We start from the raw sequence: 24,156 nt of genomic DNA, 5'->3' as shown, positions 1-24,156 counted from the left end.
CGTCAACGCTTCTGGTCTGCCGCCTTGCGCTTCACGGTGATGGCTTCGTCGAGCGCCTTGCCGTCGAGCTGCTCGGACGGCGTGATGCCGAGGTACGCCGCGAGCGTTGGCGCGATGTCGACGGTGCGCGCGAGTCGCTCGTACCGACCAACCACGAATCCCGGTCCGGTGAACGCGATCGGCACCAAACGGCTCAGTGCATTCGGCGTCGCATGCTCGGCCGTCGTTTTGCCCGCAGACCACACGTAGTCTGGCTCGGCGACGAATGCAGCTAGCCAGCCCTGGGCCGGCGCAAGCGTTCGCTTCCATCGAACCGCGCCGCTGTCACTCGACGCGCCGATCGTCTTCGGCGTGAAGCCAATGCGCACGCCGCGCCGGCCCTTCGCCGCCGCCATGATCACATTCGAGAGCGAGTCGACATTGATGCCGTGTGCCTTCAACGACAGGACGTCGGCGTAGAAGAGGCCCGTGTCGAACTCGATGCCGAAGTCGGTGTGATAGCGCGACTCGAGCGTTCGCTGCATCGAGGTGGCGATATCGACGAGCGAGATTCGTCCACCGCGCCCCGTCTTCATCGCGGCCAATTCCGGCAACGGAGCGATTCCGTGGTCGGCAGTCAACACCATCGCGATGCGATCGGTGCCGACTTCACGCTGTAGTTGGTCGAAGAACGCGCCAAGCCAGCGGTCGACGCGCAGCACTTGGTCGTGGATCTCGCGTGAATCAGGCCCGTATGCATGACCAACCGCATCCGTGGTCGACAATGAAATCGAAAGCAGATCCGGCATCGCGCCGGCCGGCATAGGACCGCGTCGGCCGAGGTGCAGTGCGCGAACACCGTCGAGGGCGAATGCCAACGTGACGGAATCCATCCACGGATACTTCTCGAGTCGCGACTTGAGGCCTTCGGCGTCGGGAAGTTTGTGAGGAAACGTGAAATCCTGCCCGTCGTTCTCGACGAACACAGAGTCCGGTTCAGGATACTGGTTCGCCGGGAGCAGCAGATCCCAACTCGTGTTGGCGAGTCGCTCGAGGTGAATCGAATCGTCGAAACTCTTGACCCACGTCGGCAGCGTGTCGCGATAGTACCGACTCGTCGTGAATCGTCCGTCGACGAACCAGTAGACGTCGCCCTTGGCGCGACCGACTGGCAGAATTGCCCCGCGATCCTTGCGCGACACGGAGAGCACGCGAACGCTCGAGTCGCGGGCGATCATCCAGTCGAACAGTGCCGTGCCCATGAATCGCTTTGGCGACGCGCCCGTCGAATTCGACCCGATCAGCGGCGAACTCACGTCGGGCACGCCGCGATTGTTCGAGATGATCTCGGTGTGCACGGGCTCGCGGCCGGACAGCATCGTCGAATGGCCCGGCGCGGTTTCCGTCATCGCGTGGTCCTGCCACGAATGCGGAAAAAACGCCGAGCGGGTGTGAAAGCGAGCGAGCCCACCGTTCAACTGCGATCCGAATCGGTCGAGATAGTCCCCTCGGAACTGGTCGATCGCAACGAGGACCACGAGTGCTGGCCGAGTGGACGGAGCGGCCGCCTGAGCGCTGAGCGGCGCCGCCGCGCCAATGGCGAGCAGTAGCGCCGGAAGGTATGCAATTTTCATAGTGGCAGAGTACGCCGTATCCTGCACGCCTCCAGCGGCGTCCTGTCACGAAACGGTCACGGGACGCCGCCCGTCCCGGATTCCACCCTCGGCGCGTCCATTGCTCTTCTCACTATCGATGCGAGTCTCACGCTGTGCCCTGCTGTACGTCCTTCTGACGGTCGCTTGTAGCCAAACACCCAAATCGAAAGCGGTGGTGGTGGACACGCGGACGACGCACGACTCAGGGGGAACGGATGGCAGCGTGAGCACGCCCGCGGCGGCGCTCGACCTCGCCGCGTCGCGCGAGGGTCTTCCGCCAACGCTCGACTCCGCGGCGCGCAGTAAACTCGCTGCCGACTCGGCCGTGGCGATTGTCGTGGCAACGCAGCCCAAGAGTCGCACGCGCGCCGACAGCTTCTCGCTTGCTGCATCGATCCGTGCCGGGCTCAAGAATCCTCGTTGGCCAGTGCGCGCGTCCACTCCGCTGCCCAAGTCAATACTACCAGCCAAGCGGATCGTGGCGTTCTATGGCAATCCGCTGTCGAAGCGCATGGGCATCCTCGGCGAGATCCCGTACGACCAGATGCTCGCAAAGCTCGACACGGTGGTGGGCGAATGGACGGCAGCGGACCCGGCTACGCCGGTGCAGCCAGCACTCCATCTCATCGTGTCTGTGGCGCAGGGTCAACCGGGAAAAGACGGCATGCATCGGCAACGCTCCGACCCCGATCTGATCGAGAAGATCTACGGCTTCGCTCACGCGCGCGGCGCGCTGACGATCCTCGACATTCAGGCGGGAAAAAGCACGATCGACTCTGAGCTGCCGCTGCTACTTCCCTTCCTGCAGCGCCCCGACGTGCATCTCGGAATGGATCCTGAGTTTTACATGCACTACAACCGCGAGGGGCGCGTTCCGGGCGACAAGATCGGCGCGATGGATGCGGCGGACATCAACTACGCGATCGATCAACTCGCGGCGCTCGTGACCAAGTACAATCTGCCGCCGAAAGTCCTCGTGGTTCACCGCTTCACGGTCAACATGGTGCAGAACGCGTCGAAGATAAAACTCGACCCGCGGGTGCAGGTGGTGATCAACATGGACGGATGGGGGCAGCCCTGGCTCAAGTTCGACACGTATAAACGGTGCGAAGTCGACGAGCCCGTGCAATTCACCGGTTTCAAGCTCTTCTTCCACAACGACACGAGAAAGGGCGACGCGCTGCTGAGCCCCAAGGAAGTGCTCGCGCTGCGGCCGCGGCCCATGTACATCCAGTACCAGTAGCGCCGTTACAGTTCGGCTCGCCACGCGCACGGCACGCACCGTGTATCCAGTAGCCTCGTGCGTATCACCGTGCTGCGCGGCGCGCTCGTTGGTGCCGGGATCCTGATATTGGCCGGGCTTCGCGTCGACGTGCGGGTTCGACCCGCGTTCGTCAATGCGGCGCAGGATACTCCATCACAGCACGAAGCGCCGCGCCAGGTCCCGTTCATCACCAGCGGTGAGCCGACCAACGTCACGATGCGCAATGTGGATTTTCACATTGCAGAAGGGATCGTGCTCCACATCCGGCGACTCGCGGGGCAGATGCGTGGCCGTGGTGGCGTCATCGATTTCGACGACATCAACAGCTACGTCACCGAGGTCGCGAGCGCAGAGGTTGGCCTGACAGGTCCGGACCTCACGAACCTCATGAACCGGTACGTCTTCAACTACTCGGGCGCACCAATCTCGAATCTCAAAATCGAGATCACGCCCGACGGCGTTCGGCAGACCGGCACGCTGCACAAGGGAGTGAGGATTCCGTTCGACATGACGTCGACGGTATCCGTGACGAACGACGGCCGCATCGAACTCGCTGCCAAGCGCGTTCGCATCCTCGGCGTCGACGGACTCGCTCTCATGCGCGCACTGGGACTGAGTCTCGAATCGATGATGGATCTATCGAAGGCCCACGGCGTGACGGTGGACCACAACTCGCTGATCATCGACCCGCTGGCGATTCTGCCACCGCCGGCCATTCGCGGCACGCTCACCGGCGCACACATCTCCGGCGACCAGCTCATTCAGCTACTCGGCGACTCCGCCGATGCTGCGCCGCGACAGACGATCGATCCGGCCGTAAAGAACTACATGCTCTACCGCGGCGGAACGCTCCACTTCACGAAACTCTATATGCCGGATGCCGAGATGTTCGTGGTGGACGAGGATCAGAGTACGCCGTTCGACTTCGATAACGCCCACTATCGTCGTCAGGTGATTGCCGGACATTCGAAGACGCTACCCAGCCTTGGCCTCGAGGTCTGGATGCCGGATGCGTCGTCGCTCCGCAAGGCGACGGCGAACGAAGATCCCGGCACTCGATAGGCTGCAGCTCTACAAACCTCTATTTGCGATCGCCGGCCACCGTCGAACTCTTGTCGTGGTGTCTGAACTCGTAGTACATGTTGATCAGCGCACCAATGCCAAGTGACGTCGTTCCATTCACGAGGCCCGTGGTCAAGCGATTGTTGCCGCCGGACGGCCGCCAAGCAGCCTGCGCAAAGCTTCCGACGTACGCACCCACGATGCGCGGAACCGCAACGACGCGTTTGCCGTTCGGCAGCTGATCGAGAAAGCCACCTTGCACGGCCCAGATGATTCGGTCGCCGTTGTCGCGGCAGTTGCACGGCGTGTAGTCGAGCGGCCGATTCATCACGAGCGCGAGTCCTTCAGTCGCGGTCTCCTGGATGTAGAACTCACCAAGGTTCGACGCGGTACGCCTACCGAAGCCTGGCCAACCCCTTCCCCACTCTGGCGGATCGTTCTGCCACTGATCTACCGCGGCGAAACCGACACCGAGAATTGTCCCGTATCCGATCGCGCGACCGAGGCGAGTGAGACGCGTCGCCGAGTCGGAACCGACGCGCCATTGAGCCGACGCAATCGGCGCGATCAGAACAATCGCCGTCGCTGCAACAGCGAACGCGGCGCGAAATCGGAGTCTGCGGATAGGCATAGTAGGGTCATCTGGGGCAAGGCGTGCGCCATCCGGGCCGAGACGTACGAACAGTTGTCAGGTTTTTGTTGAATGCATCGCCGCATCTGGAAGTCGGCCGCGACTACGAGCGTATTACGAGCGACGCACCGACCCTCACTCCGGAGCCTTCCATGTTCCTCTCTGAAAATCACCGCGTGCGCGACATTGTCCGCGCTGTCACGCCGCTCGCGTTCGCGTGCGTCGTCGCGCTGCCCGCTGCTGCTCGAGCTCAACAGCAGCAAGCCAAGGCCGACGCGCCCGTGTTCGACGCGAAAGCCGCGGCGCACATCCGCAACGAATACCTCGCCGATCTCGACACGGTGCACACGAAAATCGTCGCGCTCGCGAACGCGATTCCCGCCGACAAATACTCGTGGCGCCCCACCGCCGGCGTTCGCTCGGTGTCGGAAGCGCTCATGCACGTAGCGTCGGAATGGTGGTTCTACAGCCCGCGCTCGCTCGGCGGCAAAGAGCCCGCTGACTTCGGCGTTCCAAAGGAGAAGCTTCCCGCGCTCGAGAAGATCACCTCGAAGGCCGAAGTGGTCGATCAGCTCAACAAGTCGTGGGCATACTTGGCTGCGCAACTGAAGGCGGCAGATCCAGCACAGCTCACTGGCAAGTACAAACCGTGGGGCATGACGATCGACGCGGCCGCATTCGGAATGACGGGCGACCTGCACGAACACCTCGGACAACTCATCGCTTACTCACGATCCATCGGCGTCAAGCCGCCCTGGACCAAGTAGCTACGGCTTGAGCTCGCGACAACCGGATGGCTGCGCCGCGGTAAATGCGGCGCACCATCCCTCGAGGATCGCACCAGCGGTGAAGCTGTTGCGCAGATACGCGATCATCTCGTGGCGGTCCATCTCGTCGCGCGGCGGTGTGGTGATGATCTCGTTGCCAAAGGGCAGCGACACGGCCAACGGATCGCCCTCATTGCGAACGTTCACCCAGGCGTGAACGCTACGGGGCATTCCGAACGCATCGGCGGAGTCGCCGCCGATGAGCAAGCGCCGCAGGTCCGTGGCGCCGAGCATGGAGCCAAGGCTCACGAGGCGTTGCACGATGGCCGTATCGCGTCGCGCCGAGAGATAGTCGTACGCGACGAGCGACCCCAGGCTGTGCGCGACGAGGATGACCGGCCGGCCTTCGCGCTGCGCGCGCTCGATTGCGTTCGACAGCCGTCGCTCCGACGCGCATCGTTTGTGCGCGTCGCTCAGGAACGACGCGTCCGCGGCGAGTGAGCGCAGTTGCACCGCAGACTCGGTGTCCGACACGACCATCGTGAGCGCGCCGAGCACATTGCCAACGAGAGACACGAAGGTCTTGAGATTCGGATCCGTCGCCGCATCGTGTCGCGCGCGCGGATCGTCCGCCGCGTAGTCGCACGACTCGGCGGAGCGTGGATCGAGTACGTCAGCGTACCACACGAGGCGCACGTCTCGATCGGATACCAGCGGAGCGCGCGTCAACGGCTTGGCGCCCTTCGTCAGACCGTCGAGCCACATCTTACGGAGCTCCGCGGTGTCGCGATCTCCCATGCCGCGGCCATGCAGCATCAGAATGACCGGACGACCGCGATCATCCTGCGGCGGACCCGCAAAGGCCAGCATCGCAGCGGCAGCGAAAACGAAGCGCAGCATCATGTCTCTAGTGTACGGGTGCTGCGCCGGCTGTGTTCCACTATGCGAAAAGACCGACCTGACCGCCCGTGTGCCAGAACACGACGGTCTGATCCGCACCGAAGCGTTTCGCTCGGACATACGACAGGAATGCCGCGAACGCTTTGGCGGTGTACGTGTGATCGACGAAGAGCGCTTCGGTCCGCGCGGCGAGCGCTTGTGCCTCTATCGAGGCATCTGTCGGCACACCGTAGCCGTCGCCGACCCAGGTGTCATCGACCTCGACTTCCCCGTCAAAGTTCTCGAGGCCGTCGATGCCGCGGATGATTCGCCGCACAGTCGAGCCGATCGCAGCCGCGGGATCGTCGGCACTGACTCCGATCACGCGCGTTTTCAGTCCGTAGAGTGCGACGCCAGCGATCAATCCCGCTTGCGTCCCGCCTGACGAACACGCGTGTACGATCACGTCGGGGACAATCCCCTGATCGACGAGCTCGCCAATAGCGGCAACGAATCCGAACGCGCCAACCGGCGTTGACGCGCCGAGTGGCAAGAAGAACGGCCGGCGACCCTCGTCACGCAAACGCGCCATCACGCGCTCCGTCGCTTCGGCGCGTTCATTCCGCGACGGGATGTATTCGAACTCAGCGCCCAGCAATCGGTCGAGCAGCGCGTTCGCGGTCGGACGCTCCGGCGGAGCGCCGTTCACGATCAGCACGCACTTGAGTCCCAACTTGGCCGCGGCGGCAGCCGTCGCGCGCGCGTGATTCGACTGCACACCTCCGAGTGTAACCAGAGTGTCGGCACCAAACGCCTGCGCCTGCGCCAGGGCGTATTCCAGTTTTCTAACTTTATTGCCGCCAAATCCGAACGGAATCGAATCGTCGCGCTTGATGAGCAGCTTGGGAGCCGCGCCAAGCTCGGCGCGAAGACGCGACATTTCCTCGACCGCAGACGGTCCATTGAATAGCGGTACACGGGATCGCTCGAGCATTTCGGTCATTCCTCAGTCGACGGCGCGCCGCCACTGCGCGCCACTTGGTCCGCCTTGACCTTCGTTGCGTCAAAGCGACGCGCGCTGGCGAGCATCTTGTCGATAGTCTCGTCGAAGTCCGCGGTTGGTTTGCGTTGAAAGCGGAGCGGATTGATTCGCGCCACGACGAATGCTTTGAGGTACGGACTCTCGAGCCCGCGCGATTTCATGCTCTTCACCGCTTCGTTCACCATTTCATTGAGCTCGAGCAGCTTCGCCGCGCGGTCACGTCGAACACCGAGCGCCGTTGGGAGTTTGGATCCGAGGAACTTGTCACACCGTTTGAGAATTGGATGATACGCGCCACCGGAGAAGCGCCCGTTCTGCTGGTAGCACAGGCCGAGCGTCACGAGCGCCGCCTCCTCGAACTCGATTTCGAACTCGCGCTCTGGGCGGTCGTCCAGCTCAGCCAGCGCTTCTGCGAGCCGCGCTACTTCCAAGGCACGCTCGCGAAGGTTGTGCGCCTTCTCGGTGTTGAGCAGCAGGATTCTGTGCGCCACCTCGGGCTCCGGCACCACCAGCGCGACAATCGATTTCGCGCCGAGCTCGCGCATCGCACCGAGTCGGTGATAGCCGTTCGGCGACCAGTATTTTCCGTCGCCGGCCGGCACCGCAATGACTGGATCGAGATATCGGTCGAGCTTATCGATCGCGTTGGCAACTTTGCCAACGTGTGCTTCGGAGAGGTCGCGCTGATAGGGAGTCGGTTCTACGTGATCGATCGGCAGCCCGGCGAGGAGCTGCCAGTGTCCGCCGAGCGGGTCGCGATACGCCGCGAGCACAGAGCCGCCGTCGGCGACGATGCTGCGGGAGAGCGCTTCGACGGCCGCAGGCGGCGCGGCACTCGCGAGTCGCTTCGCGTCCAATCCACGCGATGCCGCTGGAGCGGACGGCTTGGTCTTCTTCTTCTTTTTCGGCGCGGTGGCCATATTCGATCCGCCGGAGGTTGCCTGCGCGGGAGACCCCAATGATACCGTCTTGGCGCCGCTTGCGGCCAGCGTAAGAGCGAAGTCGTCCACCCCAAAAACCACGACAATGCGATTCTCCAAACTGGCGGTGCTATTCGCCGTCTCCGCTGTCCCGCTCTTTGCGCAGTCAGTGCCTACAAAGCGCGGCATGACGGCCGAGGATTACTTCTCGTTCGAGCTCGTGTCCGATCCACGGATCTCGCCAGATGGGTCGCACGTCGTGTACGTGGTCTCACGCGTCGATCGCGCGCAGAATCGTCGCGTGCCGTCGATCTGGATCGCGCCGACCGACGGCAGCACGCCCGCCAAGGTGATCGTCGACGAGTCGTGGTCGCCGAGCGCACCACGCTGGGCGCCAGATGGGACCGTGGCATTCGTGTCTTCGCACGGTACGGGCGACACCACGGCGAATCCTCGAGTGACTCCGCGTGCCCAGCTCTGGCTAGTTGCTACGAGCGGAGGAGCGCCGAAGAAGGTCACGAGTGTGATGAACGGCGTGTCGAACTGCACAATCTCACCCAAGGGCGGCGCGGCGGTGTGTCTCAGCAGAACCGGGCCGAGCGACAAGTGGCCGGCGGGTAAGGAGCGCAGCGATGTGCGCCACTACACACAGTCTTCGTACAAGTTCAACGACACCGGCTGGTACGACGACAAGCGATCGCACCTGTGGATGGTCGATCTGGCGAGCGGTGATGCGAAACAGATCACGTTTGGCGACGCGTGGAATGACACTGACCCGCAGTGGTCGCCGAACGGCGCACGCATCGCGTTCGTCTCCGACCGCACTGGCAAGGAGTTCGACGGCGGTCGCAACACCGATGTCTGGACGATTCCTGCCAATGGCTGTGCGTCGCAGCAGGCCTCGTCCGGACAGACCGACAACTGCATCACGAAAGTCTCATCGGCGTCCGGACCGGACAATCAGCCGCGTTGGTCGCCCGACGGTGCATCGCTCGCCTTCATCACCGCCGCCGCTGAAGAAGCGCCACCTCAGCTCGTCATTGCGCCGGCGACCGGCGGCGCCGCAACCGCACCGGTCCCCAGCCTCGACCTCGGCCCCACGGATCTGCAGTGGGCCAGCGATGGTGCCCTGTACTTCGACACTGGCGTGAAGGGCGAATTCCAGGTCTTCAAGATCGAGCCCTCAGCGCATCGGCTGACGCAGGTGACGAGTGGATCGCGCGCCGTCCGCTCGCCGAGCATCGCGGCGAATGGACGCGGCATGGTGTATCTCGTCAACGACTTCACGCACCTCGACGATGTGTATGCAGCGTCGCTCGACGCGAAGGGTGAGAAGAAGCTCTCGAATCACAACGCGGCAGTACTCTCGCAGCTCACACTGCCACCGGTTGAGCGCATGACGTTCAAGGGCGCGGATGGCTGGAACGTCGACGGCTTTCTCGTGAAGCCCGTGGGTTGGCAGGCCGGCAAGAAATATCCGATGATCCTCAGCATTCACGGCGGACCTGCCGGCCAGTACGGCGTCGACTGGTATCAGGAGTTCCAGGTATACGCGGCGCGAGGCTGGGCGGTGTTCTTCACGAACCCACGCGGCTCTACAGGTTACGGTCGCAAGTTCGCACGCGGCATCGAGCTGAACTGGGGCGCCAAGGACTACGTCGACATCATGAACGGAGTCAACGCAGCCATAGCGGCGAATTCATGGATCGACACGACGCGTATGGGTGTCACGGGCGGCAGCTACGGCGGATACATGACGAATTGGATCGTCGGCCACACGTCGCGTTTCAAGGCGGCGGTCACGCTACGCAGCATCTCGAACTTCATCAGCGACGACGGCACGCGAGACGGCGCGTACGGCCACAAGGACGACTTCAACGGCGACATTTTCGTGAAGCACGACCTGTACTGGGATCGGTCACCGCTCAAGTACGTACAAAACGTCAAAACGCCAATTCTGATTCTGCATTCGGACAACGATTTCCGTGTGCCGATCGAGCAGGGCGAACAGTGGTTCCGCGCGCTCAAGCATTTTGGAAAGACCGCCGAGATCGTGTTCTTTCCGCGCGAGAATCACAATCTCACGAGAACGGGCGAGCCGAAGCACCTCGTGGAAAGCATGAATTGGCAGCTATACTGGTTCGACAAGTATCTGGATGGGAGGAAGGACGCCGTGGCGCCGGATTGGCGCTAGTCGAAATCGCTCGACGCCATCTGTCGTACCGAATTCCTTGGCCCGCGATCTGGTTTTCCTCTGCGACCTCTGCGACCTCTGCGTTCAAAACGAAATGAGTTGAACCGCAGAGGTCGCAGAGGTCGCAGAGAACTGCTTCGCCCTGAAACGACTGGTCGACCGAACTACCCAAATTTCTCAGGCTCTAGCTACATCCGGAACAGGTAGCTGTACTTCACGAAGAAGTAGTCCGACGCGCGAATCAGCGGTTGATAGTTGAACCGCTCGAGCGGATTCGGATTGGCGTTGGCAAGGCTGCCATACCCCAGGAACAGCACCGTTCCCGGATTCGGCTGGTACGAGAACAGCCAGTCTGCGTGGAACTGCGCGCTGCGCGTCGCGAGTGCCTTCTGACCACTGATGATCAACGGAAAGAACGTGCGCGTCTCGTCGCGCAGGTCATCGTGCTCCGACAGATCATATTCCCCTACGGCGCGCAGGAAGATCGATCGCGTGAACTGGTATTCCACCTTCACGCGCGGGATCGCGTTGCGACCGGCGAGGCTATGGTCCGTACGACGCCAGTAGTCCTGGTAGCTCAGCGTGCCGTTGATGCGAAGATGATCGGTCGGGCGGAAGTTGGTCGTCAGCGAGATGTAGTTGATGTTCGCCTGCGCCCACTCGAAGAAGTTCTCGTCCTGGCCAAAGACGTACAGCATCGACGCATCGAACTGCGCCCACTGCGGGGTCGCGAAATTCAGCACGTAGTCGCGATTGGGAATACGCCCAACGCCGGTGAACGGAACCGTATCGACCTTGGTGCCGATCGTTCGCTCGATCTGATAGTTGCGGAACAGCTGCTGATCCCAGCCGAACGTCTCCCAGTACACGCCGGCGCCGAGCGTCCATCCGCCGCGCAAACCGGCGCTGGTGCTGAGGTGGAACTTCTTGTCCTGAGCGTCGCCGCCGCGCATCAGGTGCGAGTACTGCCACGTGTCGTCGAACAGAATGTCGCCCGTCAGCGTCTCGAGCAGATTGCCACGCTCGTTGAACCACGTTGCGCGGTGATCGAGCGCGCCGTGCGCGATGCCAGGACGCGAGATGAACCCGGTCAGCGTGCGGAATTTCTCGTCGATGCCGGTCATGGTGTAGCGGAAACCGAAACGCTTTCCATTGCGCGCCAGAATTCCTTCCCACAGCGGCGCGTTGGTCACCGCCCCCTTGGTCTTGTCGTAGCTCTGCGCGTACTGAAACGAACCGGAGTACACGCCACCAAAGAGAATGCGTCCGTCGACGTCGGCCACGCGATTGTAGTCGCCGCCAACGATGCGATCGGTGTACGCCACACCGATTCGCGACGCGCCACCGACGTCGCGCTGCGCGCGCAGGATGTTGTAGGTCGTATTGAACTGGCCGTTCGCCGATAGCGACTGGTCGTCGCTCGCCGACAGAAATCCGATGCTCGTACCGGCGACCTTGCCCGTCAGCTTGAGCGCGCCGTCCGGCTTCGCCACACGCCGCGTATAGATCAGGTTGTGCGGCACGTTGAACTGCTCGAGTCCCTCGAGAAAGAACGGCCGCTTCTCCGGGAAAAAGAGCGATTGCCGAGGATCGATCACGAACTGGCCGGCGTCGGACTCGACTTCGGCGAAATCAGGATTCACAGTGCCGTTGAGCGTGACGTTGTTCGTCATTCCCCAACGCACGTTGCCGCCGACCTGCGGGCGCGGATGCGTGTATCCCCAGCCATTGACGCCCGGCGCGCCGGTCGCTTTGCGCGTCACGACTGGATTCAGGTCGAGCACGAGACCGCGATCGAATCCGGCCAGTCCGTCGAGCGTCCCCGCCTGTCCAAGGAACGAGGCATTCGAGCGGCGCGCCGGAGCCCACGAATCCTCGTAGCCGGAGTGCTGAACCTGCCGGATGACGTTGAGATCCCAACTCTGGACATCAACAGACTGGTATTTGAGACTCTTGAACGGGATGCGCATCTCGATCTCGTAGCCGTATTCCGTCAGACGTCCCTTGGACGAGTACACGAAATCCTGACTCAGATCGGGCGCCGTCCTTCCAGAAAGCGTCGGGGTCCATCCGCCCGTCGCCGTACCAGCCTCGACGATGGTTCCGTCCATCTGGACACCGAATGGATTGACGGCAAACACATACGCCTGCCGGCGATCGTGAAAAGTGCCGAGTAGTATCTGCACATTGTCGTCGGCGCTGATCTTGTCGCGATCGGCGAGCGATGCGTGAACGGCACCGTGCGCCTCGAACGCGCGAACACCGACGTACATGGCCGTCGGCGAATACCAGATGAGGACCTGCGTGGAATCGGCGGCAGGAATGCCGTCGAGCGGGGCGAATTGCGAAAACCCGGTGAGAACGGCAGCCTGCGCCCATGCGGGCTCATTCAGCGAGCCGTCGATGTCTGCGAGGGCGGCTTCACCTTCGATACGTGGAATGCGCACCTGCAATTGGTTTTCACGACCGATATAGGTCGCGCCTGGCGCGGGATGCGCGGCGCTACAGAGCGCGACGAAAAGGCCGACGAGGGGTGGGCAAGGCATGGCCGATGTTGTTAGGAAAGAGGCGAGAACGCAGATCCTTGCGTCGCTCGCCGTGACAACCGCTACATCCGAAGCAGATAGCTGTACTTCACGAAGAAGTAGTCCGACGCGCGGACGAATGGCTGAAAGTTGAAACGGTCGAGTGGATTCGCCGTCGCATTCGCCTGGCTTCCATACCCAAGAAACAGCACGGTTCCCGGACTCGGCTGATACGAGAAGAGCCAATCGCCGTGGAGCTGCGCGTTCCTCGTTGCGAGCGCTTTCTTGCCGTTGATGAGCAACGGGTAGAACGTGCGCGTCTCATCGCGGAGATCGTCTTGCTCGGTGAGGTCGTATTCGCCGACGACACGCAGGAAGATCGATCGCGTGAACTGATACTCGGTCTTCACACGTGGAATCGCGTTGCGCCCGACGAGCGAGTGATCGGTCCGCCGCAAATAGTCCTGGTAGACGTACGTGGCGGCGACACGCAGTTGATCGGTCGGCCGCAGATTCAGCGTCGCCGACAGATAGTGAATATCGGCCTGCGCCCACTCGAAGAAGTTCTCGTCCTGCCCGCCGATGTACGTCAGCGCCGCGCTGAACCTCGACCACTGGGGCGTCGTCAACGTTGCGACGTAGTCGCGATTCGGAATTCGCCCCACACCAGTGAACGGAACAGTGTCGACCTTCGTGCCGACCGTTCGCTCCATCGTGTAGTTCGCGAACAGCGTCTTGTCCCAGCCGAACGATTCCCAGTACACGGCGGCGAGCAATCCCCAGCCTCCACGCATGCTCGACGTCAGCGTGACGTGAAACTTCTTGTCCTGCGCGTCACCGCGCCGAACAAAGTGCGAGTACTCCCAAATGTCGTCGTACAGCACGTCGCCGGTGACAGTCTCGAAGAGACTCCCGCGCTTGTTGAACCAGGTGCCCCGGTGATCGATCGCGCCGTGCGCGATGGCACCGCGTGTGATGAATCCCGAAGGCGCGCGGAAGTTGTCGTCGATGCCGTTGAGCGAATAGCGAAAGCCGAACTCGCGACCGTTCCGGTTGAGCGCCGCATCCCAGAGTGGCGCCGCACGAAACTGCCCGCCCGTCCGATCGAAACTGCGCGCGTACTGGAACGTGCCCGTATAGAGCTTGCCGAACAGCATGCGGCCATCGACGTCGGCAACGCGGTTGTAGTCGTCGCCCGCGATTCGATCGGTGTATGCCGTTCCAATGCGCGACGTGCCGCCGATGTCAGTCTGCGTGCGAAGGATGTTGTAGTAGATGCCGTCGTGCCCGGTCGGCGACAGCGACGGGTCGTCGCGCGCCGACAGAAGCCCAAGCGTCGTGCTCCCCGACTTGCCCGTGAGCTTGAATGCTTCGTCCGGGTTCGCGATGCGGCGCGTGTAGATCAGGCTGTTTGGTACTGTGAACTGCTCGAGTCCGTCGAGAAAGAATGGTCGCTTCTCAGCAAACCGCAGCGCGCGGCGCGGATCGAGCACGATCTGACCCGCATCCGACTCCACTTCCGCGAAGTCCGGATGCACCGTGCCGGTGAGCGTGAGATTGTTGCTGATGCCCCATCGCGCGGTGCCACCGAACTGCGGCGTCGGATGCGTGTAGCCCCAGCCATTCGGCGACGGCGCCCCGGTCGCCTTGCGCGTGACGACCGGATTGAGATCGAGCACGAGGCCGCGATTCAACCCGCGCAGCCCTTCGATCGTGCCTGACTGCGCGAGGAACGATGACGCGGACCGCTTCGCCGGCGCCCAACTGTCTTCGTAGCCGGAGTGCTGCACCTGGCGCACAACGTTGAAGTCCCACGCCTGCGCCTCGGTCGATTTGTACTTGAGGCTCTTGAACGGAATGCGCATTTCGACTTCGTAGCCGTACTCGGTCAGTCGGCCCTTCGACTGAAATACGAAGTCCTGGTTGAGATCCGGCGCGGTCCGCCCCGAGAACGTCGGCGCGAATCCGCCGGAGGTTCGCGCGCCGGCTTCGACGATCGTGCCGTCCATTTGCACGCCGAATGGATTCACGGCGAAGAGATACGCCTGTCGCCGATCGTTGAACGTGCCGATGAGCAACTGCACATTGTCGTCGGACGTGATCTTGTCGCGGTCGGCCAGCGTCGCGTGCACTGCGCCATGCGCTTCGAATGCCCGAATGCCGACGTGCAGCGCGGTCGGCGAGTACCAGAGCAGCACCTGCGTTGAGTCCGCCGCCGGAATGCCGTCCGCTGGAGAGAATTGCGAGAAACCGGTCAGGACGGCGGCCTGCGACCACGCGGGCTCGTTGAGCGAGCCGTCGATGTCGTCGAGGGCGGCTTCACCTTCCAGGCGCGGGATGCGCACCTGAAGCTGATTTTCGCGTCCAACATATGTCGCAGCCGGAGGGGGCGGCGTTGTCGAGCGGGGCGGAAGACACAACACGCTCGACGCAACAAGAACAAGGCAGGAAACCATCACACAAAATGCCGTGTGTACACCGGGGTCGCTACCACATCCGGGTCAGCATCTTGTTAGGACGGCCTGCGTCAGAAATGGAACCGTTTGTACACATAGCTCGCGTCGCCCATCTGCGCCGGCACGACCGACTCCGGCCTCGGCGGAATGGTGACGCCGGGGATCGTCGGGATGCCTGGCTGCCGAGCCGTCATCTCGAAGTCGATTGACGAGCCGGGCGGAATGGAGAGGGCCACGATCGCGCCGCTATCCGGAACCGCCCAGTACTGCATTTCCCAATCCTTGCCAGGGCGACGGTAGCGAGTCGTATCGACCACGCGTCCATCGATCGACGACGTCGACACCTTCGCACCCGAGGCGCGCATCAACAGCGCCGTCGTCCCGTGCGGCGCAGTGACACGAAGCACGACGCGTCGCGCTCCGTTGATCAGCGTATCACGCACCAACGCGGCATTTGGCGCGTCGAGCGGCACGCGCGTGACCTGCCTACCGGCAAAGGGCACGAGCCCCTGGAACGTTCGGTTCGCCCATGCCGGGCCAGCGCCGACGTCGCCCAGGGCCGCATGCGTCCACGGATCGCGGAATCGTCCAATCGTGCCCAACCACGCACCCGCCGAATCAGCATTCTGGACATACGCGAGCGCCGTCGGCCACGGGTGGTCCGCGTTCCGTCGAACCGCAAAGAGACCAACGACCACGAGCAGGACGCCCGCAACCGCGAGCGTCGCCGCTCCGAAATCAGCACTGTCGCGAACGATCGGTCGGATCTGGGGCGCGACCAACAACGCGGTGAGTGCCACAAGCACAGCAAGCGCCATTGCTCCGACGCCTGCAACGCCCAGCATCACCCCCGACACTCCATACGCAAGACTCAACACGACGACGATACCGACCGACGCAGCAATCCATCCGAGCGCCGTGGAAAGGAACGAATCCTTGGGCGCAATCATAGCGGTCGCGGCAAAGAGCAGCGGCCAGACGAAGGGATAGCTAGCCGCGGGCGCTTTCGCCGTCAGCGCGACAGCGATGATCAACCACACGACGAGGATACCGGCATCGAGGCCGCGTTCCGATGCCCACCGCCGGGCGAGCGCGTAAAACGCGAGCGCGATCGCGGCGGCGAAGAGTCCGAGCGCGCAGACATACACCACGCTCCATTGTGGTTCCCCGCCCCACGGCATTCTCGACTGCAACAGCTGCATCCAGTTCGACAGCGGACCTGCGACCGCGCCGGCGACGACCACTCCGACGATTGCCGTGATGATCCCGGCAATCACTCCGCGTCGCTCGCGGAAGGCAACAATACCCACGAGCGCGATCGCCGCGATTGCCAGCGGCCACGCAAACCACTCTGGGTACACGATCAGCCCGACCACCGGAAAATCGAAATACACCGCGTCACCGGTGCGTGGGCTGGGGAGTGTCTCGTTTCCGAACGTGCGCGCCAACGCGAGTGCCTGATCGCCGTGATGCTGAAGGCTGCCGGGATTCAGGTGCGCGAGATCATCGTGCGTCGTGTGGTAACGCTCGACCCCGTCGGCAAAAGCAAAGTTGAGCGCCGGAAGGTTGAGCACTGCGAATTCCGACAGATCCGTATCGTTCGGCAGCACGCGGTAGACGGCGGCGAACACGGAGCCGGCAGTCACACTTCCAGCCGATCGCAACGCGCGCGCAGCGCCGAGGTTCCCGGGTCCTGTCTCGAACATCAGCGAACGTCCCGTGGTGCCGCGCGCCTCGAGATTCACGACGACCGCGACGTCCTTCGCCCACGGATGCTCTCGCACGAATGCGGCCGCACCGAGTAGACCTGACTCTTCGCCGTCGGTGAACAGCACGATCACGTCGTGAGCCAACGGCGTCTTCCTCGCCCGGAGTGCCCGCACGACTTCGAGCAGCGCAGCGGAACCTGCGCCGTCGTCGGATGCTGCAGGTCCGGCTTCGACGCCGTCGTAGTGCGCCATGAGCAGCACGGCCTTGCCATTGGGGTCGCTGCCAGGGAGCGACGCGAGAATGTTCTGCACTCGCCCCACGTCCTGGTATCGCGTACCAACGCCGGTCGTCGCCTGCACCTGTGGGTGCAGTCCCATCGCGGTGAGTTGCGCCGTTATGTAGTCGCGAACCCGATCGTGGTCGGGCATACCCAGCGCGTGGGGCCGGACGGCGATTTCCTCGACGTGACGCAGTGCTCGTTCCGCCGAAAAAACCGTATCGGGAGACGTGGCGGGAGCGGGGGCGGGCGGGCGCGAGGTTCGAACGATGGCGAGCGCGCAGAGAGCCAAGAGCGCGACAACGGCAAGAATTCGTTTGATCATTGCCGCCGAAGATACCCGGTGGCGCCCTCCCAGGCCATGGATTGGCAGTTGGCGGAGGGGTCAGAGGTCCGACGATGTCTTGCGCTCGCCGGTCCGCGTATCATTCTACAGGCAGCAACGTATCCAAGCGGAGATGGAATGGCTGACGCAACGAACGGTGAGATCGGCAAGCGAGTCCTGGTCGTCGACGACGACAACCCGACGCGTCAGACGATCGCACGAATGCTGGAAGCGGGCGGCTTTGCCGTCGTTCAAGCCTCGAGCGGCAGCGAAGCGCTCGATCGACTCGCTGCCGGGACGGACGACATCGACATCGTCCTCTCCGACGTGACGATGCCGGGAATGACCGGCATCGACTTGGCGTATCAGATCAGGAACGTCTACCCGGGCATGCCGGTCGCGATCGTGTCAGGCGACGTGAGCGAATTGGAACGCAGCATCATCGGCCGCTCCGACGTGCCATTCATCAAAAAGCCGTTCCACGCCGAATCGCTCTACAGCGCCGTGCGCGAAGCGATTCGGTCGCACCCGCGCCACTAACTAGTTCGCCGCTCCGGTACCGCGCCACCCGGGTCCACGCACCAACCGACCCGGCTTGTCGCCCGTGACCTTGCTGTCGGCAACGATCGGTACGCCGTTCACGAGCACCCACTTCATGCCTTCCGACAGTTGGTGCGGCGCCTCATACGTCGCCTTGTCGATGATCGTGTTCGGATCGAAGATCATGATGTCGGCGTAATTCCCCTCCCGCAGCGTGCCTCGATCACGAATCGACAGCCGCTCGGCGACACCTGACGTCATTTTGCGAACTGCGTCCTCGAGCGTGAGCAGATGCTGCTCGCGAACGAAACGGCCCAGGATCCGCGGATAGGTGCCGTAGGCGCGCGGATGCGTGGCGATCTTCGCGGTGGCGGGATCGAACGCCTCGGCGTCAGTGCCGAACTTCATCCACGGCTGACGGACCTGCATTGCTACGTTCGAGTCCGACGCCACGAAGATGACCTGGCCCAGCCCATTCTTCTCGGCCAACGTCAGGTCGATGAGCGCGTCGGCCCAGTCTTTTCCCCACGCCTTACCGATGTCGGGCAATCGCTTGCCTTCAAATTTCTTCAATGAGTCTACCTTAAATCCGACGACTTCGACGCCCTGTGGCGTCGCGGAGAGACACAGACTCTCCCAGGCGGGCGACTCGACCGTCATTTCTTTCTTGATTTTTGCCCGGGTCGCCGGGTCGCGCAGGCGGTCGAGCAACTTGCCGTCGGCGTGCGCCCACGAGGGAATGCACGACGACAGATTGTTCTGGCCGGCCACGTACGGATACTGATCCGTTGCCACGTCCTGCCCCGCCGCGCGTGCAGAGTCGATCTTGGCGACCACCTGTTTCGCCTTGGGCCAGTTCTTCACGCCCGCTGCCTTCAGGTGATAGATCTCGACCGGAACACCGCCGTCCTTTCCGATCTTGATCGCTTCGTCGACCGCTTCGACCAGGCGATCGCCCTCCGACCGCATGTGCGTGATGTACACGCCGCCGAACGGCGCCATCGCCTTTGCTTCCTCGACCAGCTCCGTCGTCGAGGCGTAGCTGCCCGGCGGATAGATGAGCGCACTGCCCACCCCCATCGCGCCGTCGAGCATCGCGTCGCGCACCACTCGGCGCATGGTGTCCAACTCGGCTGGTGTCGCCGGTCCCTCGGACATGCCCTTGGCGTACGCCCGGACCGTTCCAGCGCCGATGAACGAGCCGACGTTCACCGCCATTTTGTGCTGCTCCATCTCACGGAACCACGCATCGAAGCCGCGTGCACCGCGCCAATTGGGCATCAGTCGCTGCTGCGACGTGTCGATCGCTTGTGCCGTTGCCGACGCGAGCACGCCAGCATTCACCGGCGCCCAGTTGTCGCCCTCGCCGAGGATCATCGTCGTCACACCTTGCGTGATCATACTGACGGCGCGGCTGTCGCCCGTGAGTAATTGCACATAGGACTGCGCTTGGATGTCGATGATGCCTGGCGCGACGACGAGGCCCTTGGCGTCGATTCGGCGTTTGGTCTGAGCGGAGCTCAGGGCGCCCGCAGGCGTGATGCGCGCGATCCGGTCGCCGACGATTCCGACATCGCCATTGAACCAGGCGTTGCCCGTTCCGTCGACGATCTTGCCGTTGGAGATCACGACGTCGAATGCAGTGGGCGCAACAGGAGCGGCAGCGGGCTGCGAATCTTTCGCACAGCCAACGAGCGTCGCGGCAAGAGCCGCGACCAGGAGGTGACGAAGCATTTGTCTACCGACCGGTTGAGGTAGCGCGCGGAGCTCGCCCCGCGACGATCGTAATGTTATCGTGCCCGCCCCGCTCCAGCGCAAGCTGTAGGAGATCTCGGCACACCTGTTCGGTCGACCGCATTGCGCCCAGATACTCGGCGATTTCCTCGTCCTTGACGTGCTTCGTCAGACCGTCGCTACACACCAGGGTGACTGAATCGCGGTCTGAAATGTCGATGCGCGCCACCTCTGGCGACGACTCTTCCGCGCCAATCGCGCTGGCCAGGACGTGATTGAACGGCGATGCCTTCACCCGGTCCGGCGCGAGAAGCCCCTGGTCCACGAGCGACTGGGCGACGGTTTGGTCACGCGTGACCTGTCTCAGCGTACCGTGTGAATAGGTGTAGCAGCGACTGTCGCCAACCTGGAGAACGTACAGCCACGGCCAGACGACGATGCCGAGTGTGAGCGTGGTGGCGCCGTCGCCAGCGCCGGAACGCACTTCGGCGTCGGCGCGCACCGCCTCGTGTGCCTCGCGGGCCGCGGACCGCAGCGATTCGTGAAACTCCTCGTCGCGCGACGAGCCGGCGGTGTGGTAGCAGCGAAGCGTCGACGTCACGTACCGGGTGATCGTTTCCGCGGCTACGCGCGCTGCCTCTCCGCCACTCGACGTGCCGCCAACCCCGTCGGCGACGAGAAGCAGCGTGGCCAATCGTTGACCACGGAGCGGCAGGTGATCCACGTTCGGCAGACTCGTGCCGTGCACCACCACCTGCGGATGCACGGTACACAACAGGAAATGATCCTGATTCTCGGGCCGCACCTTACCCGGATGCGTGATGCCGAAGAGATCCAGCTCGTTGTCCAGCGGCCGAGGCCCGGCCTCGAGGGCTACGGGAGTAGCCACCGAATTTGGCATGCGCGTGGCGGTCCAGCCGCGAAGACCCATGTGAAGACCCGCGCCTACTCGTGGCGCATCCTACTGTTTGATGAACGTCAACTTCACGTCGAAATTCTGACCCGCGACCGCCACGGCGCGATCCACGTGAAGCGTCTTTCCGCCAGAATCCATCGACCAACGCTCGGTCATTTGCAGCGACTGTCCTTGGATCTGTGCGTTGTTCGTGACGACGAACGTGGTGCCGTCCCATCCGCCGATCGACGTGAGATCGAGCGGACCGTTCGGCGTGGTCATCGTGTTCTTCGACGTTGTCCCGTCGAGGTTGATCACCGAAGTCCCCTTCTGCTCGCCCATCTGCGTTGTCGCCGCGGACTCGACTTTTACCGTTTTGGCGTCCTGGGTGACCAGCAGCGTCATCGACTGCGGCGCCATCGGACCCTGAGCGGTCGTCGTATCGAGTGCCCACTTCCCCGAGAAATCGGGATGGGCCTGCGGAGCCTGAGCCGCCAGCGGCGCGGCTAGTGACGCAAGTGCGAGCAGAATAGGAACAGCGCGGCGCATGGAAGTCCTCAAGAGATCGGTTGCTTATTTCTTTTTTGTGGCGTCACGGAAGACCTTCGTTTCGCCCTCGTACGTGAACTTGACGTTTGCACTCTTCTCAACCTGGCTAATCGCCAGTCGGCTCGAATCGAGAGGCACGTTGATCGATGCATCGCGATCCAGAAGAGGCAAATCGGGCACCTTTACATCGTAATTGAACCAGCGAGTAAGCGCTGCCACCACCGTGCGAAGCTGCTGGTGCTGCACCGAAATTTGTCCGTCTACCCAACCAAATCCCTGAGCACTCTCGTCCGCCGTCGGCTGACGCGGAACGTTATTCTGAACGAGTAGCGCCTGACCAGGCCCAAGGGTCGTTACCGTCTTGCCCGCCTTGACGGTCACCGATCCCTCTTTGACTCGCACCATCATTCCACTGTCGTTCGGAAACGCCGAGACGACAAAGCTCGTGCCCGTCGCAATCATGTGCACGCGCTTGGCGATGACTCGGAAAGGCAGCGCCTTTCCGTCCGCAGCTTTCGCGACGTCGAACTGGGCAGTTCCTTCGACCTTCAGCACGCGAGCCTTGTCCGGAAATGCGTCCGGAATGAACACCTTCGTCTCCGGCCCCATTTTCATCTTGGAACCGTCGCCGAGTGTGGTCGATCCGATTTGACCCGCGTTCGTGGAAATTGGTTGGATCGCCGCCGAGCTCACGAGCGCGAGCGCGCCATCGTCTTCGCCGAGTCGGTCGACGTACAGCATGCCGCCCACGGACACGATGATGGCAAACGCGCCAATCGCGACCGGCACCATCCACGACGGTCGCTTGCCCACGGACTTCATGTGGCTTGCGGCTTCGTGACGACCGGTCGTCGCATGTGCCTCGTGCGCGCTCGACGTCGACGACGCGTGAATCGCCTTCTCGACGTTTGCCCACACGTCGGCAGAAGCCTCGGAGGCCGCGGTGTGCGTGCTGTGCGCCTGTTTGCCGCTGCCGGCAAATCGTCCCGCGGAGTGGCGTCGACTCAGTGCGCGCGCGGCGCCATGACGGATCTCATCGTTGAGGACGACGGTGAGTTGGTCGGCAGTCGCGATGGTCGTGCGCTGATTCCACGCACTCACGAACGCACCTTCAACGACTTTCGGCGCCATCGCGGTTGCGTCGCCAAGTTGCGCACGGGCATTGGCGAGTGACGAGTCGAACTGCGCATCAAACTGTCGTTTGAGCGCGGCCTCGTCTATGAGAAAACTCGAAGGCGTCAGCGAACTGGGTGAGGCGGTGCGGGCATCTGGCGACATTTACGGCCTCCGCTCGACGGTTGGGCCGTATATCATGGCACCCAGCCAACCAGTCGCAAGAGCAGCCGCCCTGCCGCTCGTCACCTCACCCGGGTCGCCGCCTCAGTCGACCTCGTTCCAAATCTGCAAATCCTTGGTCTCCTTGAGCAGGAAACCGCCAACGACAAAGGTCGTGGCCGCTACAGCAATCGGAAACCAAAGTCCTGCGTAGCGATTCCCGGTCGACGCCACGATCGACGTCGCGATGACCGGCGTGAAGCCGCCAAACCATCCGTTGCCCATGTGATACGGGAGCGACATCGACGTATACCGGATCTTGGCCGGGAAGCTCTCCACGAGGAACGCCGCGATCGGGCCGTAAACCATCGTCACATAGAGCACTTGGATGAAGATCAGCCCGACCATTTTCCAGAACTGCAGCGGCTCTGCCGCGGCCGACATGGCGTGATAGATCGGGATGTACGTCACCGCCGCGAGCAGGCATCCAGCCATGATGATCTTCTTACGGCCGATCCGGTCGGAGAGCGATCCGAACACGACGAAGAACGGCGTGCCCAGCAGCAGGCCGAGCGCCACGATCTCGTAAGACGTGTCGAGCGGCAGCTTCAGAATCGTCTGAAGGAAAATGAGCGCGTAGAACTGGCCCGTATACCATACGACCGCCTGACCCGCCGTGGCTCCGAGAAGCACGATGAAGAACACCTTCCATCGCTCGGCCGTGCCGTAGCTGTCCTTGATCGGCGCTTTCGACGTCTTGCCCTCTGCTTTGAGCTTGGCGAAGAGCGGCGACTCGGACATGCGCTGGCGAATGTAGTACGACACTACCACCAAGACTGCCGACAACAGGAACGGAATTCTCCAGCCCCACGCCTTGAAGTCGGCATCGGACATGGAGTGCTTGGTCGCCAGAATCACGAGCAACGACACGAACAGGCCGAGCGTCGCCGTGGTCTGAATGAACGACGTGTAGTAACCGCGCTTTCCGTCCGGCGCATGCTCGGCGACATAGATGGCCGCTCCGCCGTACTCGCCGCCCAGCGCGAGTCCCTGTAACAAGCGAAGCGTGACGAGGAGAATCGGCGCGAAGACACCGATCGCCGCGTAGCTCGGAAGCAGACCGATCGCCGCCGTCGAGCCGCCCATGATGAGCAGCGTCATCATGAACGCGTACTTTCGACCGATGAGATCACCGACGCGGCCAAAGACGATCGCGCCAAAAGGCCGCACGGCGAATCCGGCCGCGAACGTCGCCAGCCATTTGAGCAGCGAAATCGTGGAATTCGATTCCGGGTAGAACACTCCAGACAGAACTGCCGCGAGGCTGCCGAAGATGTAGAAGTCGTACCACTCGATGACCGTGCCGGCCGAAGAGGCGGCGATCACGCTCCAGATCTTTCGGTCTACGGAGGTCGCCGGAATCGCCGCGGCGCCTTCAGCAGAAACAGTCGGTGTCGTCATGGCCCAATACTGCAAT

Annotated in this window: 18 protein-coding genes; 5 read left to right on the top strand and 13 right to left on the bottom strand. The window is 62.8% G+C overall.

The features are described 5' to 3' along the window. Nucleotides 1-2: 2 nt before the first annotated feature. The gene (locus AC6H4Z_RS06715; protein WP_497545974.1) at nucleotides 3-1,613 is read right to left on the bottom strand and encodes an alkaline phosphatase family protein; all 1,611 of its coding nucleotides are present in this window, start codon (nucleotides 1,611-1,613) and stop codon (nucleotides 3-5) included. Nucleotides 1,614-1,857: 244 nt separating this feature from the next. Between AC6H4Z_RS06715 and AC6H4Z_RS06710 the strand changes: the two genes are divergently transcribed. Continuing rightward, a complete protein-coding gene (locus tag AC6H4Z_RS06710; RefSeq protein ID WP_497545973.1) occupies nucleotides 1,858-2,877 on the top strand; it encodes a hypothetical protein in 1,020 nt (339 codons plus the stop codon). A gap of 57 nt (nucleotides 2,878-2,934) precedes the next feature. Beyond that, entirely contained in the window at nucleotides 2,935-3,960 is a 1,026-nt protein-coding gene (locus AC6H4Z_RS06705; protein WP_497545972.1) for a hypothetical protein, read from the top strand. Between the two features lie 19 nt (nucleotides 3,961-3,979). Here AC6H4Z_RS06705 and AC6H4Z_RS06700 read toward each other — a convergent pair whose 3' ends face one another. Further along, a complete protein-coding gene (locus tag AC6H4Z_RS06700; RefSeq protein WP_497545971.1) occupies nucleotides 3,980-4,591 on the bottom strand; it encodes a hypothetical protein in 612 nt (203 codons plus the stop codon). Nucleotides 4,592-4,743: 152 nt separating this feature from the next. Here AC6H4Z_RS06700 and AC6H4Z_RS06695 point away from each other — a divergent pair, with 152 nt between their 5' ends. Further along, nucleotides 4,744-5,358 carry a DinB family protein gene (locus tag AC6H4Z_RS06695; protein WP_497545970.1) on the top strand — a complete coding sequence of 205 codons (615 nt, stop codon included), beginning with the start codon at nucleotides 4,744-4,746 and terminating at the stop codon, nucleotides 5,356-5,358. Here the strand turns inward: AC6H4Z_RS06695 and AC6H4Z_RS06690 are convergent, their stop codons facing one another. The 3 genes from AC6H4Z_RS06690 to AC6H4Z_RS06680 are packed head-to-tail and all read right to left on the bottom strand — an operon-like array spanning nucleotide 5,359 to nucleotide 8,199. After that, nucleotides 5,359-6,261, bottom strand: coding sequence for an esterase/lipase family protein (locus tag AC6H4Z_RS06690; protein ID WP_497545969.1), 903 nt, complete (start codon nucleotides 6,259-6,261; stop codon nucleotides 5,359-5,361). Between the two features lie 37 nt (nucleotides 6,262-6,298). Beyond that, nucleotides 6,299-7,231 (bottom strand): 1-aminocyclopropane-1-carboxylate deaminase/D-cysteine desulfhydrase, encoded by a 933-nt coding sequence (locus AC6H4Z_RS06685; RefSeq protein WP_497545968.1) that lies wholly within the window; start codon nucleotides 7,229-7,231, stop codon nucleotides 6,299-6,301. 5 nt (nucleotides 7,232-7,236) lie between these two features. Then, a complete protein-coding gene (locus AC6H4Z_RS06680) occupies nucleotides 7,237-8,199 on the bottom strand; it encodes a chromosome partitioning protein ParB (RefSeq protein ID WP_497545967.1) in 963 nt (320 codons plus the stop codon). Nucleotides 8,200-8,305: 106 nt separating this feature from the next. Here AC6H4Z_RS06680 and AC6H4Z_RS06675 point away from each other — a divergent pair, with 106 nt between their 5' ends. Then, nucleotides 8,306-10,393, top strand: a complete 2,088-nt coding sequence (locus tag AC6H4Z_RS06675) for a prolyl oligopeptidase family serine peptidase (RefSeq protein WP_497545966.1) — start codon at nucleotides 8,306-8,308, stop codon at nucleotides 10,391-10,393. A gap of 188 nt (nucleotides 10,394-10,581) precedes the next feature. On the opposite strand, the gene AC6H4Z_RS06670 is transcribed toward AC6H4Z_RS06675, so the two are convergent. The 3 genes from AC6H4Z_RS06670 to AC6H4Z_RS06660 all read right to left on the bottom strand — a co-directional run bounded on the left by AC6H4Z_RS06670 (nucleotide 10,582) and on the right by AC6H4Z_RS06660 (nucleotide 17,686). Beyond that, nucleotides 10,582-12,939, bottom strand: a complete 2,358-nt coding sequence (locus AC6H4Z_RS06670; RefSeq protein WP_497545965.1) for a carbohydrate binding family 9 domain-containing protein — start codon at nucleotides 12,937-12,939, stop codon at nucleotides 10,582-10,584. Nucleotides 12,940-13,001: 62 nt separating this feature from the next. Then, nucleotides 13,002-15,263 (bottom strand): carbohydrate binding family 9 domain-containing protein, encoded by a 2,262-nt coding sequence (locus AC6H4Z_RS06665; RefSeq protein WP_497545964.1) that lies wholly within the window; start codon nucleotides 15,261-15,263, stop codon nucleotides 13,002-13,004. A gap of 182 nt (nucleotides 15,264-15,445) precedes the next feature. Next, nucleotides 15,446-17,686, bottom strand: a complete 2,241-nt coding sequence (locus AC6H4Z_RS06660) for a M20/M25/M40 family metallo-hydrolase (RefSeq protein WP_497545963.1) — start codon at nucleotides 17,684-17,686, stop codon at nucleotides 15,446-15,448. Between the two features lie 138 nt (nucleotides 17,687-17,824). On the opposite strand from AC6H4Z_RS06660, the gene AC6H4Z_RS06655 reads away from it, so the two are divergent. Continuing rightward, complete coding sequence (locus tag AC6H4Z_RS06655; RefSeq protein WP_497545962.1) at nucleotides 17,825-18,226, top strand: response regulator; 402 nt, start codon at nucleotides 17,825-17,827, stop codon at nucleotides 18,224-18,226. On the opposite strand, the gene AC6H4Z_RS06650 is transcribed toward AC6H4Z_RS06655, so the two are convergent. The 5 genes from AC6H4Z_RS06650 to AC6H4Z_RS06630 form a co-directional block, all read right to left on the bottom strand. Beyond that, a complete protein-coding gene (locus tag AC6H4Z_RS06650; RefSeq protein WP_497545961.1) occupies nucleotides 18,227-19,960 on the bottom strand; it encodes an N-acyl-D-amino-acid deacylase family protein in 1,734 nt (577 codons plus the stop codon). A 4-nt stretch (nucleotides 19,961-19,964) separates the two neighbouring features. Beyond that, complete coding sequence (locus AC6H4Z_RS06645) at nucleotides 19,965-20,861, bottom strand: PP2C family protein-serine/threonine phosphatase (RefSeq protein ID WP_497545960.1); 897 nt, start codon at nucleotides 20,859-20,861, stop codon at nucleotides 19,965-19,967. A gap of 60 nt (nucleotides 20,862-20,921) precedes the next feature. Further along, the gene (locus AC6H4Z_RS06640) at nucleotides 20,922-21,404 is read right to left on the bottom strand and encodes a hypothetical protein (protein WP_497545959.1); all 483 of its coding nucleotides are present in this window, start codon (nucleotides 21,402-21,404) and stop codon (nucleotides 20,922-20,924) included. Between the two features lie 24 nt (nucleotides 21,405-21,428). After that, on the bottom strand, nucleotides 21,429-22,682 hold the full coding sequence (locus tag AC6H4Z_RS06635; RefSeq protein WP_497545958.1) for a FecR family protein: 1,254 nt from the start codon (nucleotides 22,680-22,682) through the stop codon (nucleotides 21,429-21,431). Between the two features lie 102 nt (nucleotides 22,683-22,784). Continuing rightward, entirely contained in the window at nucleotides 22,785-24,140 is a 1,356-nt protein-coding gene (locus tag AC6H4Z_RS06630) for an MFS transporter (protein WP_497545957.1), read from the bottom strand. Nucleotides 24,141-24,156: the final 16 nt, after the last annotated feature.

The organism is Leucogemmata humicola, from assembly GCF_055379415.1.
This window is presented reverse-complemented; position numbering and strand designations above follow the sequence as displayed.